The sequence below is a fragment of the Streptomyces sp. NPDC006529 genome, from assembly GCF_040611795.1.
Taxonomy (GTDB): domain Bacteria; phylum Actinomycetota; class Actinomycetes; order Streptomycetales; family Streptomycetaceae; genus Streptomyces.
In genome coordinates, this window is the sequence record NZ_JBEXPB010000033.1 from 18,791 (window position 1) to 32,085 (window position 13,295).

11 protein-coding genes are annotated in these 13,295 nt (G+C 67.9%); 6 read left to right on the forward strand and 5 right to left on the reverse strand.

All coding sequences use genetic code 11. The features are described from left to right. The first annotated feature begins 15 nt into the window (after positions 1-15). The 3 genes from ABZY31_RS21885 to ABZY31_RS21895 all read left to right on the forward strand — a co-directional run bounded on the left by ABZY31_RS21885 (position 16) and on the right by ABZY31_RS21895 (position 2,822). Complete coding sequence (locus ABZY31_RS21885; protein ID WP_356412812.1) at positions 16-1,005, forward strand: TauD/TfdA family dioxygenase; 990 nt, start codon at positions 16-18, stop codon at positions 1,003-1,005. 61 nt (positions 1,006-1,066) lie between these two features. Next, positions 1,067-1,837, forward strand: a complete 771-nt coding sequence (locus ABZY31_RS21890) for a TSUP family transporter (RefSeq protein ID WP_356412814.1) — start codon at positions 1,067-1,069, stop codon at positions 1,835-1,837. A 4-nt stretch (positions 1,838-1,841) separates the two neighbouring features. Further along, positions 1,842-2,822 (forward strand): aspartyl/asparaginyl beta-hydroxylase domain-containing protein, encoded by a 981-nt coding sequence (locus ABZY31_RS21895; protein ID WP_356412816.1) that lies wholly within the window; start codon positions 1,842-1,844, stop codon positions 2,820-2,822. Here the strand turns inward: ABZY31_RS21895 and ABZY31_RS21900 are convergent. The 3 genes from ABZY31_RS21900 to ABZY31_RS21910 all read right to left on the reverse strand — a co-directional run bounded on the left by ABZY31_RS21900 (position 2,786) and on the right by ABZY31_RS21910 (position 7,146). Then, a complete protein-coding gene (locus ABZY31_RS21900) occupies positions 2,786-5,941 on the reverse strand; it encodes a BTAD domain-containing putative transcriptional regulator (RefSeq protein WP_356412904.1) in 3,156 nt (1,051 codons plus the stop codon). The genes ABZY31_RS21895 and ABZY31_RS21900 overlap by 37 nt on opposite strands. Before the next feature lie 246 nt (positions 5,942-6,187). After that, positions 6,188-6,463 (reverse strand): hypothetical protein, encoded by a 276-nt coding sequence (locus ABZY31_RS21905; RefSeq protein WP_356412817.1) that lies wholly within the window; start codon positions 6,461-6,463, stop codon positions 6,188-6,190. Between the two features lie 464 nt (positions 6,464-6,927). Further along, positions 6,928-7,146: a hypothetical protein gene (locus tag ABZY31_RS21910; RefSeq protein WP_356412818.1), complete on the reverse strand. Its 219-nt coding sequence runs from the start codon at positions 7,144-7,146 to the stop codon at positions 6,928-6,930. 754 nt (positions 7,147-7,900) lie between these two features. Between ABZY31_RS21910 and ABZY31_RS21915 the strand changes: the two genes are divergently transcribed. The 3 genes from ABZY31_RS21915 to lpdA all read left to right on the forward strand — a co-directional run bounded on the left by ABZY31_RS21915 (position 7,901) and on the right by lpdA (position 12,193). Beyond that, entirely contained in the window at positions 7,901-8,746 is an 846-nt protein-coding gene (locus ABZY31_RS21915) for a ribosome-inactivating family protein (protein ID WP_356412820.1), read from the forward strand. Positions 8,747-10,045: 1,299 nt separating this feature from the next. Beyond that, the gene (locus ABZY31_RS21920; protein WP_356412822.1) at positions 10,046-10,399 is read left to right on the forward strand and encodes an NPCBM/NEW2 domain-containing protein; all 354 of its coding nucleotides are present in this window, start codon (positions 10,046-10,048) and stop codon (positions 10,397-10,399) included. A gap of 381 nt (positions 10,400-10,780) precedes the next feature. Next, on the forward strand, positions 10,781-12,193 hold the full coding sequence (gene lpdA / locus ABZY31_RS21925; RefSeq protein ID WP_356412906.1) for a dihydrolipoyl dehydrogenase: 1,413 nt from the start codon (positions 10,781-10,783) through the stop codon (positions 12,191-12,193). Positions 12,194-12,294: 101 nt separating this feature from the next. Here the strand turns inward: lpdA and ABZY31_RS21930 are convergent, their stop codons facing one another. Next, positions 12,295-12,573: a hypothetical protein gene (locus tag ABZY31_RS21930; RefSeq protein WP_356412824.1), complete on the reverse strand. Its 279-nt coding sequence runs from the start codon at positions 12,571-12,573 to the stop codon at positions 12,295-12,297. A 331-nt stretch (positions 12,574-12,904) separates the two neighbouring features. Further along, positions 12,905-13,234 carry a hypothetical protein gene (locus ABZY31_RS21935; protein WP_356412826.1) on the reverse strand — a complete coding sequence of 110 codons (330 nt, stop codon included), beginning with the start codon at positions 13,232-13,234 and terminating at the stop codon, positions 12,905-12,907. Positions 13,235-13,295: the final 61 nt, after the last annotated feature.

A 13,295-nucleotide genomic window follows, 5' to 3' on the forward strand; every position in this document is an offset into this window, starting at 1 on the left:
ACACAGGAGCCAGTTGTGCACGCGACGACGACCACGCGCAGTGGACATCAGCTGTCGGGAACCGACGCCAGGACCATGTGGGAACTCGCCTTGAGCGCGGCGGCTCGCAAGGCGGAGAACGTTTCCGATCTGAGCGATCTGCTGCTCAACATGCCGTCGGGGCTGCGATCTGAGCTGATCGACTTCTCCGCAGGCGCCTCCCGGCAGGGCTACTTCCTCATCAGGGGCCTGCCGGTGGGCGAGCTCCCCGCCACCCCGCTGGAGCACCGTGCCGGCGAGCTCGCAGAGCACGGCTCGGCCGGGCTGCTGACCCTTGTGGCGGACCTGCTCGGCAACCTCGTCGGATACGAGGACGAGAAGGACGGGAATCTGATCCACGAGGTCCACCCTGTCCCTGGTGAGGAACAGCGCATCGAGAACAGCGGATCGGTGGCCTTCGACTTCCACACCGAGAACGTGCACCACCCCCTTCGTCCCGACTTCCTGGGTCTACTTTGTCTCCGCCAGGACCACGAAGGGGTAGCGGCCACCCGCGTCGCATCGGTCCGCGAGGCATATGCCCTGCTGACGGAGGGGCAGCGGGAGATTCTGCGCACCCCCGTGTTCAAGAGTGCCTACCCGACGTCGTTCTCCCGCCACATCGCGGGGCCTCGCCCGTCGTCGGGCCTTCACCCGGTGCTGTTCGGCCAGGAGCCTGACCTGTTCATGCGCTTCAACTCCCACACCACGACCAGCGTCGACGCCTCGGCCACCAGGGCTCTGCAGGCCCTGTCGAAAGCGTTGGAAGAGGTATGCCACGAGGTCGTGCTCACGCCCGGGGACCTGGTCGTCGTGGACAACCACATCGCGGCTCACGGCCGGTCCGCGTTCACGCCCCGCTTCGACGGCACAGACCGCTGGCTGCGCCGCTGCTACTCCCTGCGATCCACTCCGCGCTGGGCCGAGCGGATGATGCCCCGCCCCCGGGTCCTGCCCGCGCTCATGAAGATTACTGGCGTGCTGTGAGACCCGACCTCGTCAACGCAACGTCTTCGACCGGCTTGTCACGCATCATGGGAAGGGCTTGATGGACGCCGTAGGAATAACCGGGTTGCTCGTCGCCGCGACGACGGCCGGTTGGGTGGACGCCGTGGTCGGGGGCGGAGGACTCGTGCTCATCCCGGCGCTGCTGATGGCCTTTCCGACCCTTCCCCCCTCTACAGCACTCGGTACGAACAAGCTCACGGCGATCACCGGAACCACCGTGGCGGCCGTCACTTTTGCCCGCCGAACGAAGCTGGACAGGTCAGTCGCGCTGCCAGCGGCGGCCCTGGCCGTGCCCTCGGCCGGGTTCGGAGCACTGTCGGCCTCGAGCCTGCCGGCCGACTGGTTCCGCCCCGTGATCATGGCGCTTTTGATTGCCGTGGCCGCATTCGTCACCCTCCGCCCGAACTTCGGCTCGGTCATCGAGGATGCGGAGATCATCAGCAGGCACCGCCGACTCATGGTGGTTACGGTCGCTGGTTGCGGGATCGGCTTCTACGATGGGGTATTCGGTCCCGGCACCGGCACATTCCTGATCATGATCTTCACCAGCCTGCTGTCGCTCGAGTTCCTCCAGAGTTCGGCGCTCGCCAAGGTCGTCAACGTGGGAACGAACCTGGGCGCGCTCACTGTCTTCGCGGCCCAGGGACAGGTGCTCTGGCTCCTGGGTGCGGGTATGGCCCTCTGCAACATTGCCGGGGCAACGTTGGGTGCGCGGACCGCCTTGAAACGCGGATCCGGTTTTGTCCGCATCGTCCTGCTGGTCGTCGTGAGCGGCATGGTCGTGAAGCTCGCGTTCGACCAGTTCAGGTGAAGCCGTGACCGAGATCCCGAGGATGCACGACCCGCTGGGGAGGGGGCTGCCCAACAGCGCCGAAATTCCCGTGGCGTACGACCCCGACCAGCTGCGTGCCGAGATCAGCGGCCTTTCGGAGTGGGGTGGTGCGCCCCTGGCAGCTGTCCAGGGGCGCCGCATACTGGCTCTCCACAGCCTCGGCGGGGACCCGAACCTCACCGACACCGGCGGGCCGAGCCTACAGGACTATGCGGCAACACCCTGGCTGCGGCGCCTGCCGGCCCTGCGGAAGGCCCTGCGGTCGCTCCCGGCACCACTGCGATCCGTGCGACTCATGGCTCTCTCACCCGGTGCCCGGTTCACCGGTCTGCAGTCCGCGAAGTGCGGTCCGCCGTGGGGAATGTGCCGGCTACACCTACCCATCGTCAGCGGCGCCGGCGCGCGGGCCGTCTTCGTGGAAGACAGCTACCGCTGGAGCCCGGGCACCCTATCGTTCGCGGCTTCCTGGCGCCAGCACGCCCTGGTCAACGACGAGGGTGAAGAGCTGGTCCACCTCGTCATCGACCTTTACCACACCGCAGAACTGGCCCGGCTGTTCCCCCAGCGCCTCCAGGCCAGACTGACGGCCCCCGCGTCGCTGGAACTACGCCCACGGGTGGCGCTCAGCCCGGACGAGGTACGGCGCTACGCGTGCCGCTTCCCGCTCCCCGAATCCTTCGCGAACTGGGAGCAGCCGGGGCACTTCCTTCCGCGCAACGCCCTGCGCGGCATCGTCACGGCAGAGATCGCCATGTGCGGCGGTGCGCCCCGGCTCGTCCTGGCTGGACAATCCTTCTGCGCTCTGGAGCATCTGGGCCAAGGCGAGTTCCGGATGCGGGGGTGGAGCGACGAACGCACTCTGCAGGTCGAGGCCGGCCCCCGCCGGAGGATGACCGTGGTGATCCGCGCCCGGGAGGGTGCCAACACCTATTCGACCAGCCTGCCGGCGATGCCGGTCGGCTGACCGGGCAGTCCCGCCAGGGCAGCGGTGAAGCGCTCGCGCCGGGAAGCAGCGCCCATCCGGCGACACAACTCCTCGCCTTCGGTCAGCAGTGCGAAGGCTTTACCGGGTTGGTCCTGCGCCACATGCGCGGCGGCGAGGCTCAGCAGGATCTCGACCTCCAGCAACGGATCCTGGATGCTGCGCGCCAGATCCAGGGCCTGGCCCAGTCGCTGCTGCCCCTGCGTGATCCGGTGTCGTCGTACGTCGAGCGTCCCCTGTCCCAGCAGAGCAGCACAGCGGCCACTAAGATCTCCGAGCCGACTCGTCGCGCGGAGACTGGTCTCGTACGCGGCCGCCGCCTCGTCGAGCTCGCCGCGGGCCATCCGCAGATCTGCCTGAGCAAGGTGGACCTGCGCCGCACTACGTCCCTTAAACGACTCGGCCATCCGTACCGCGATGCGCAGGGAAACCTCGGCCTCTTCGTTCCGGTCCAGCTCCAGCAGGGTCTGCGACGTCCATCGGTGCACCTGCGTCTGCGCCTCAAGATCCGCTGCCTCCTGCAGGATCGGCAGGCATTCGCGCCAACGCTCCAGCGCGATGGCGGTCCGTCCCTGGACTCGGTCCGCGCATGCGGCCTTGCGCAGGGCAAGTGCGTACCCGTGCCGGTCCCCGACCTCCAGGAATAGCTCCCGGGACCGCTCCAACAGCGGGACCGCCCGGTCGTAGAGGCGCCGCGTCAGGTTCAGGTCACCCAGGCCCAAGAGCAGGGCCGCCTCCCCCCGCTTGTTGCCCTGCCGCTTTACGGCCGCGAGAGCGAGCTCGTGCGTGTGCTGCCAGTCGTCGAAGTGGAACCGGACGCTGAACAGGCATCGGGACGTGGCGGCGATGTCCCAGGCGATCTCGTCCTCGTCGTGCTCTGCGGCGTGGGCGCAAACGGCGGTGATGGTCGACCGGTCAGCCTCGTACCAGCCGAGCGGGTTTTCAGCCGCCAGCCTGGTCACGTCCTCGGATACGGAGGACCGCGAGCCAAGGCTGTGCACTACGGTGAAGTCCCCACCACACACCTCTCGGTGCGCCAGATCCGCCAGGGCCAGGGTGGTCGAGGCGATACGTTTCAGGGCAGCCGCACGCTCGACGCCGGGCTCCGTCTCGGCGAGGCACTCCGAGGCGAACAGCCGTACGAGGTCGTGCATGCGGTAGCGCGCCTGGGGACTGCCTACGGGAGTGACGACGTCCACGAGACGGGCGTCCAGCAGCTCCTCCAGAAGATCCTCCGCCTCCAGGACGGGCACGCTGAGCAGGGGTGCGCAGACCCATTCGGCGAAGTCCGGCGCTGCCAGGAGTGCCAGCCTGCGAAACAGCCGGCGCGCCTGCGGACTGAGTCCTTGGTGTGAGAGCTCGAGGCTGCTGCGTACCTCCAGCCCTTCGTGCGCGAGCTCGTCGAGTCGACGGCGCTCGTCCACGAGCCGGGAGGCGGCTTTCCGCAGCGACCAATGCGGCTTCGAAGCCAGCTTCGCTCCGACGATCCGCACGGCCAACGGCAGGCGGCCGCAGTACTCGACGAGTTCGCGGGCCACGTCGGGCTCCGCCTCGACACGCTCCTCACCAACCAACTGGCAGAGCAGCATGTGGGCCTGTTCCAGGCCCAGGACATCCAGCTCGAGCACGTGCGTATTGGGCACGGTCGTGAGCCGGGTTCTGCAGGTGACCAGTACTCCGCACGTGTCCGTTCCAGGGAGCAGCGGCCCGATCTGTTGGGCGTCGCGGGCGTTGTCCAGGACCAACAGCATCCGTCGACCGGCGACGAGGCTGCGGAAGAGTGCCGCGCGTTCGTCCAGAGAATCGGGTATCGCCGCGCCCGAGAGGCCAAGCTCCCGCAGGAAACGGGCCAGGGCCTCCTCTGCTGGCACAGGAACGCTGTCCATGCCGCGGAGGTTGACGTACAGCTGCCCTTCATTGAAGGTCTGACGCAGTTGATGTGCCGTGTGGACGGCGAGGACAGTCTTTCCCGTGCCTCCCGGGCCCACGATCACCGCCACCGGTACGGTTCCGCTTCCGGGCGCGATCACCGATTGCAGGGTGTCGATCTCCTGCCTGCGGCCCACGAACTCGGCCAGGTCTCCTGGAAGTTGGCACGGCGGACCGGATGGGTTGGTGAGTGAAACGGCATGCGGAGCCGGGGCCGGGGTCCGCTCGCGAGAGGTCTTCTTGGCGGCAGAGGTGTTCGCAGTTCCGTGCAGCATGTTCTGGTGCACCTGCTGCAAGTCCTCACCCGGTGAAACCCCCAGCTCCTCACGGAGCAGGTCTGCCGTGGCTCGGTATATCTGGAGTGCGTCGGCCTGCCGGCCAGCCTGGAAGAGCGCCAGCATGAGCTGCGCGCGCGGCCGCTCGAGAAGCGGATACTGCTCGACGAATACCGACAGCTCCGTGACTACGTCCTCGTTGAGCCCCAGACCGAGCTGCACATCGGAGCAGTGCTCGCGCAGGGCGATGTACTCCTCCTCCAGCTGGCGGCGCTCAGGCTGCCAGGCCCGGCAGTCCATCCCGGACAGGACCGGACCGCGCCACAGCCCCAGCGCCGATTTCAGCAGGGACAGGGCCTGCCGGGGATCGCCTGCTTCGTCGGCTCTGCGCGCGTCTTCCTGCCGGTCACGGAAGTCAATCGTGTCGACGCGCACCCCAGCCCCCGTCATGAGCTGGTAACCCGGCCGCCGGGTGACGATGAGGTCTTGCGAGACTCCTCCCTGCCGGAACATGCGGCGCAGCATGGAGATGCAGGCGGCGACCTGATTGGCCGGATCCGCAGGAAGGTTGTCCTCCCAGAGGCTCTCCGCCAAGCGCCGAGTGGAAACGATCTCTCCGGGGCTCAGCAGGAGCGTCCCCAGGACCGTTCTGAGCCGCGGTGCGGACATGTCCAACAGCTGCCCGTCGACTCGGATCTCGAGTGGCCCGAGAAGACGTAACTCCAACGCGCCGGCCCCCGATGGCATCGCAGACAACACATCGCCCCCAGCGAGTCGTATGCGGGTGTAATGATCGATCAAACAGATATCACGCCGCCAGCGTGTCCGCCATATTTTGTGATCTTGACCATCACCCCTCTGACCTGCGGGATTGATCACATCTGACCATGCATGCATGGGGGTGCGCGGCTGGAAAACCACCCGCCGTTGCAGTTTGGTGGCTGAAATAGTTACCGTCGGCCGGGGCGGTGGGACGCAGGGATCACCAACGTCCAAGTCGTGCTGAGCCGGACCATGGCGCGAGCGGCAGGGATGACATCAAGAACACCGATGGCCCGCTGGAGGACTGGCGTTCGCCGACCGTAGCGGCAGGTCAGTCCCTCGACCTGCTCGGCGAAGGTAACCCTCGTGCAGTCGCTGTTGTCACAGAACAGCTGGCGCCCCGACAACTCGACGCACTGCAGGGGCTCGGCCTCGACTGGGCGCTGTAGCGGGCCGCGCCCTGCCGAAGGATCGCGGAAAGGGCACCCAGGCCACGGTGCGCCACAGAACGACATCGCGCGCGTCCTGGGACACGGTGCGGGCGAAGAACCGGCGGTAGTCGGTGATCTTCTTCGCGAGAATCGGCGGGCCCTCGGTTCCGTTGTCGATCTCTACGAACGGCAGTGGCAGCGTCGTGCCGGGCACGGCGAACAGCATGTCGGCGGGGGTACCGCGCCCTTGCGGAGCACCGGGGCAGTTCGGGCGGGGTCTGGAGGAACGCGGTCAGCGTGTCGGTCACCCGCAGCGCGGGTATGGCGTCGGAGGCCGCCTTGTCACCGGCGGTCTGAGGGCGAAGGGCGTACCTGCGGGGCACTTCGACGCCATGCAAAACTTCTACCGCGACGCGGCCAAGCGCCACCTGCTCGTCGTGCTCTGGTGAGAGTGACCCGCGACCCGACAGACGTCCCCACCACGAGCACCTGGGGAATTGCGTGACCGTCGGGCCGGGGAAATGCGTGACCGTTCACACCGGCGTCCGGCTACGGACACCAAGCCGGTCTGGTCCGAAATAGCAGCCGGCCCCGAGGCCGACGGGGCAGAGCAGGCGATCTGGGACAAGGGCTCCGTCCCTGCGGTGGATGAAAGGCACGGGCCCCATGCCCGGGGAGCCGTCCCCAAGGCTATTCCTCGCCCTCGGGTTCGGATTCCCTGACGAACCAGAGGTCGAGCGTGTACTGCTCAGCCGTGGAGCACTGTTTCCACGCTGCTCCGATCTGCTCCGCGCCCCACTGCTGATCGGAAGCGCGCTGGAGGCATGTGTCGTAGTAGGCGGCCGTGGCGTCTCGTCCGTTCCATGCCGCGTGCCCGTCATAGACGCCGGGTCGGGGCAGGTCCATCATGCTCGCGGGCCCGAAAGTGAGCTGTTTGAGGATGAGTTGGCCTGTCTCTGATTCGAGGGAGACAGGGACTGTGCCCTCAGCGTCTACCGGGGGGGCTCAATCGATCACTCGGGAAGGTACGCCCTCCGCATCCCGCGAGGCACCCCTCCCGAGGCCGATCCACAGGTCTTGAGCATGGCTCGGTGAACTGGGCACATCAGCAGTGGTGGGCGGGCATCCGATTTTGGACTGCTGCGGCATGTTCCATATGCCGGTAGCGATGGGAGTGGTTTCAAAAAGCCCCCGACCTAAAGTGGCTGGTCAGCAAGACTGCTCCCCGCACCCGCGGGGGATGACCCCTGCACGGGCTTGCGCATGAGATCGTGCAGCTTCTCCCCGCACCCGCGGAGATGACCCCGGTGATGGGGCATGGGTACAGGCCGTCATACCCGCCATTTCCTCAGAGTGAGGGCTTGGGGTATTCCGCTCGGCGCACCCTCTTCTGAACAGGAGCGGCACCCGATCGTCGTACGAGGAGAACGAGGGCTGTCGGCTGGCCGTGAAGGGCTGTTGCCCATGTGCATCCACACGGTTCACCGGTGATGTCCGTACCCGTGCGCGGCATCGGCGAGGTGTGCGCGAACGGGCACGTCGTGGTGCACGTACAGACCACTCGGGGCGCGTGCGTGGACGTACGTTCAACCGCGGCGACAACACTCCGGGCGTCCCCGCCCAGTCGCCGCCCGGCCCCGTTGAACGAAGAAGGTCGATATCCGTGCTCAAGAGGCTCTACGCGATGCTGCTCTCCATGGCCGTGGCCATGGGACTGGTGACGACCCTCAGTACCCCGGCATCCGCCACCTACAACGTCATCGACTACAACGTCTCGCGCATCACCGACGGCGGGCAGGAACATGCCGCCAACTACTTCCGGGTGATCGGCGCCATCCACACACTGTCCTACGGAGACACGACCGGCCAGACGGGCATCACCCAGACCCAGGACAACTTCGAGGAGCGGCTCATCCAGGTCCGCATCCGTGACACCGGCGGCAGGGACCTCGTCTCCCTGTACTTCTGGCCTGACACCCTCTACCTCGCTGGCTTCTACGCCGCCCAGGGCGCCGGCCCCGACCGCCACTTCGCCTTCAACGACGACCGCAGCGCCGCGTTCTCCAGGGCCCTGAACATCGGCCCCGTCCGGCTGCTCGGCCGGACCGGGAACTACAGCAGCCTGCCGGGCGGGAACAACAGGGAGACCATCCGCCTCACGCCGCAGAACATGTACCACGCGGCGACCGTTCTCTCGACCGCCACCGGCTACACGGACGACGTCGGCCGCCAACTGCTGTTCATGGCACAGGCGTTCGCCGAGGCATCGCGCTTCGGACCGATCCTCGACCGCGCCTACAGCAACTTCTACCACCACACCGACACCGCCCTGGGCACGGACTACGCGGGGCTGGAGAACCAGTGGTCGGCCCTCTCCGACTTCGTCAACGCGCGACTCCACAACCGTCCCGCGTCCATCTCGATCTTCGGCCAGAACGTCACCAACTTCGACCAGCTGAGGCAGCGGGTGTCCTTCGTGGAACTGCTCGGATCCCGCGTCCAGCGATAGGCCCCCAGCGGGCCGCATAGCCAACAGTGCCTCCGGGCCACGGAGGCGAACAGCAGCACGCTGCTCGCTCCCCGGCCCGGAGGCCCTGCCCGCGCGCCCTGCCCGCCCGGCCCGGACCGCGCGGTGTTCCCCGGACCTTCAGTGGTCGAACGGAACCGGCCGGGACAAACCTCACGCGACTGCCCCGCTGGCCGGTCCCGCACTGGGCGTCCGCCTTCGTCCGCCGTGCCCGGGGGCGGCGGGCGCTGTCCGTGGGCCGCCCTGGACGCCCTCGCCGACGTCCCGCCGCCGACGGACCGGGAGGCCGTACGCGAGGAGTGCCCCGTCGTGCTCCCCGCCCACGCGGGGGCGAACCGTCAGGGGCGAGGGCCGGCCACCGTTCGCGCAGACCTGCGCCGGCTGCCGGGACGTCCCAGCCGCGTTCGGCCATCAGTGCGGTGACCGCCTCGCCGAGGTCCATGGGGCGCGGCCGTCGCGCCGGCGTCGGCCTCCTCGCGGCAGAGCTTGCACAGACCGGTCTCGGCGGCCGGGCCGGTCAGGAAGATCACGCAGCCGCAGCCGCCGCACGAGGAGCGCTGCGGGCCTTTGGCCTCCCGGGGTACCGGAAGCCTCACGGCCGAGACCCGGGCGTGCATATGAAGCACCGTTTCCACGGCCGTGGAGACCGAGGTGGTGTACCGCCCCATGACAGCGGCAACCACCCCAAGCGTCACCGTCAACACCCGTTGACACCAAGCCGGTGCATCGCACCGTGGGACAGCAAGCCGGCGAGCACGGTGTGATCACGCGCAAGGACCGGTGCGGATCTGGTGGCAGGTGGTCCGATCCCGTTGAATACAGCTGTACACCGCGTGAACATGCCAGACGTAGGCGAACGAACGGCGATGCAGCCCAGATGCGGGGGAATCAGTGAGTGCAGCCGTACCACCTGAGCCGGTAGGACCTCCTCCGCCCGTGGGGCCGCCACCGGGGCACGGCCCTCTTCCTGATCCGGCGGGGCAGGCGGGCGTCCCCGTCTCTCCCGCGCCGCCAAGGAGGTTAGGGGAGCTGGCGGCCGTCGTGTCGGCGATCACCGCCGTGTTCGGTCTCATACTCGGGTTTTTCGGCCTTCCCACTTTCGTGGACTCACCGACGGCCAGAACCGTGACTCAGACGGTCACGGCGACAGTCACCGTCACCGCCTCCCCGGACGGCACCGGGCCCGCTCCGTCCACTGGGCCCACCGGCAGTGGGGCGTCGCCACCTCCCACATCCGGCACCGGACCGTTCTCGCTCGTTCGTGATCTGCTTCCCGTCGAGGTGGACGGCGAATACATAAAAGGGGGGCAGCAGGTCGACACCCGCTCGTACCCCACTGCGCTGAGCGGACTGTGCAGCAAGCACACCTGGCAGCTGGACCGCCGGTACACGACGTTGACCAGTCGTGTCGGCGTCAGCGATGACACCCCTTCGGGGCACACGATCACCTTTTACGTCGACGTGGAGGGCGCCCGCAAGAAGGAGCTGACCATGAGCCCCGGGGACTCGGTGGAGACCGTGAGCCTGGACGTGAGCGGCGCCTACCGCATCAGCCTGGGAACCGACGGCTGCACCTACGCGGATCAACGGGGCCGCGGAGTGTGGATCGATCCTGTCCTCGTCAAGGCACGGTAGCGGCCGGAGCGGGGTCGGCCCCTGCCAATCCGCGCACACCGCGCCAACGCCCCCGTCAGCAACTGGCCGGCGCCCGCCCCACCCGTTCGGGCAAGACGGAGCCGCAAGCCGTGACAGACAGATCGTCCCCCGCGTATCGGCTCTGAGTCGTTTCCACATTCAGTAGTGCTCCGATGTCGGCTTTGCCGCTGTCCCCGCTGTCGCGTGCGACCACCGGTGACCGCGGCCCGCGTCACAACACACCTGGAACCCATGCGTAGCCGACAGGGCTCTTCCCCTGGCGATCTTGACACACCACGGTGATCTCTGTGGCGGCGGGCGCAGCGGAGCGGAACAATTCACCACGGAGTGGGTAACGCGACCGAGGAAGAGGAACGCCCCATGGTGGAGCAGGACGAGCACTTCGATGTCGTCGTACTCGGTGCCGGCCCCGGCGGCTATGTCGCCGCAGTGCGCGCCGCCCAGCTGGGACAACGCGTCGCCGTCGTGGAGGAGAAGTACTGGGGCGGCGTCTGTCTGAACGTGGGCTGCATCCCGACCAAGGCCCTCCTGCGCAACGCCGAACTCGCGCACATCTTCACCCGTGAGGCGAAGACGTTCGGGATCAAGGTCGACGGACAGGTCTCCTTCGACTACGGCGAGGCCTACCGTCGCAGCCGTAAGGTCGCCGACGGCCGCGTCAAGGGAGTCCACTTCCTGATGAAGAAGAACAAGATCGTCGAGTACGACGGCCGCGGAACCTTCCTCGACCCGCACACGCTCCAGGTGACCGGTTACGACGGGGAGACCCGCACCATCGGTTTCGAGCACTGCATCATCGCCACCGGCGCCACGCCCCGGCTGTTGCCCGGCACCAAGCGCAGTGCCCGGGTGGTGACGTACGAGGAGCAGATCCTCGCGGAGGAGCTGCCCCAGTCCATCGTCATCGCCGGGGCGGGCGCGATCGGCATCGAGTTCGCCTACGTCCTGCACAACTACGGCGTGAAGGTCACCATCGTCGAGTTCCTGGACCGGATGGCGCCGCTGGAGGACGCCGAGGTCTCCGCCGAACTGGCCAAGCAGTATCGGCGACTGGGCATCGACGTGCTCACTTCGACCCGTGTCGAGTCCATCGACGAGTCCGGCCCGCAGGTCCGGGTCGCGGTCACCGGCAAGGACGGCTCCCAGCAGGTCCTGGAGGCCGACAAGGTCCTCCAGGCCATCGGCTTCGCCCCGAACGTCACCGGCTACGGTCTGGAGAACACCGGCGTGAAGGTCACCGAGCGCGGCGCCGTCGACGTGGACGGTCGCTGCCGCACCTCCGTCCCGCACATCTACGCCATCGGCGACGTCACGGCCAAGCTGATGCTCGCGCACGCGGCCGAGTCCATGGGAATCATCGCCGCCGAGACCCTCGCCGGCGCGGAAACCATGGAACTCGACTACGCGATGATTCCGCGCGCCACCTTCTGTCAGCCCCAGATCGCCAGCTTCGGCTACACCGAGGCCCAGGCCCGCGACCTCGGACACGATGTCAGGATCGCCAAGTTCCCCTTCACCGCCAACGGCAAGTCGCACGGTCTCGGTGACACCACCGGTTTCGTCAAGCTGATCAGCGACGCCAGGTACGGCGAGCTGCTCGGTGGCCACCTCATCGGCCCCGATGTCACCGAGCTGCTGCCCGAGCTGACCCTGGCCCAGCAGTGGGACCTCACCGTGCACGAGGTCGCCCGCAACGTCCACGCCCACCCCACCCTTGGCGAGGCCGTCAAGGAGGCCGTGCACGGCCTGGCCGGACATATGATCAACATGTGAGGCGCCGACGGCGGGTCCGTTCACCGGGACGGCCGGGCGCGGGACGCGTCGATCGGCATGGACCGGGCCGGGCGCGAGTGCGACATCGCCTTCGCAGCCGCCTAGTCGGCCGAGCGGTTCCACCAGCGCCGCCGTCGGACCGGTTCAGGCACCACGACCGGCTCCGGCGGTGGCGCAATGCGGTCCGGCTCAAGGCCGACCTTGTGGGGGTGGACGCACGCGGGGGCGCCGTCGGCCGTGTACCGGTGCCCGTCGGCCGGGTTGAACGGGCACTCGCGGGACGGCCGGTCGTAGACCACGAACCCCCCGCGGGGAAGCCGTGTCGCCGGGCAGATCCCGCACACCAGGGCATCGGGATCGGTGACGTACGGAGTCGTCATGACGGGACGGTAGCGCAACCCGTTCCCCGCCCGCAGGCGCCCGAGGCGACGTGCAGCACCTCCGGCGGCAGCGTGTTGGAAAGCACCTCCCCGCGGCAGGTGACATCGAGGACCTGGGCCGGCGGCGTGCTGTCGGAGACCTGGAACGCGAAGGTTCCCGTCCCGGTTCAAGTGGGGACCTTCGGCGTGAGAGGAGATGAAGCACCCAGGCCGGCGCAGGTGCTCTTTAGGCTGGGCGCCCCGCCGAAAGGGTGTCGTTCCCGGGTGTCGCTCGTCGGGGTGCGGGCGCGGAGTGCCGGCCCTCACCAACTCCGGTGTGGACGGGCGAGCATCAGCCGAACGTGACGTACGTCGGGAACGGGGCCGCATAATCGTCCGATTGCCGGGATCTGAGGAACCTGCTGGACGACGTGCAACTGCTGTTCGTGTACAGGCGGGCATCTGTGTCCGTGTCGTTGGTCGCCTGACGGGCACCGCCTGGGGTGGCGACGCACGGCCCGGTCGGCGTCGAGCCGAGGACTGTCTCGCCTCCCGTGTCGGCGCGGGTGTGAAAGAACGTCCCGTCCGCTGTCTGCGCCGATGTGGCCATACCCGTCACCGCCATCAGCGCCGCGGTCCCGGCAATTGCAGCGATCCTCACCGAACGCCTCAGTGCACGCATGCAGGACTCCTCCTCGAAAGGACCACTGGTCCGGAGAAGCCCGCCACCAGCTGAACAAGCG

What these genes read in the sequence shown, in the direction of transcription:
- ABZY31_RS21910 (WP_356412818.1), bottom strand. Translation starts at nt 7,146, where the DNA reads ATGATGGACCTGCCCCGACCCGGCGTCTATGACGGGCACGCGGCATGG.
- ABZY31_RS21905 (WP_356412817.1), bottom strand. Translation starts at nt 6,463, where the DNA reads ATGCTGTTCGCCGTGCCCGGCACGACGCTGCCACTGCCGTTCGTAGAG.
- lpdA (WP_356412906.1), top strand. Translation starts at nt 10,781, where the DNA reads ATGGTGGAGCAGGACGAGCACTTCGATGTCGTCGTACTCGGTGCCGGC.
- ABZY31_RS21930 (WP_356412824.1), bottom strand. Translation starts at nt 12,573, where the DNA reads ATGACGACTCCGTACGTCACCGATCCCGATGCCCTGGTGTGCGGGATC.
- ABZY31_RS21935 (WP_356412826.1), bottom strand. Translation starts at nt 13,234, where the DNA reads ATGCGTGCACTGAGGCGTTCGGTGAGGATCGCTGCAATTGCCGGGACC.
- ABZY31_RS21900 (WP_356412904.1), bottom strand. Translation starts at nt 5,941, where the DNA reads ATGCATGCATGGTCAGATGTGATCAATCCCGCAGGTCAGAGGGGTGAT.
- ABZY31_RS21890 (WP_356412814.1), top strand. Translation starts at nt 1,067, where the DNA reads ATGGACGCCGTAGGAATAACCGGGTTGCTCGTCGCCGCGACGACGGCC.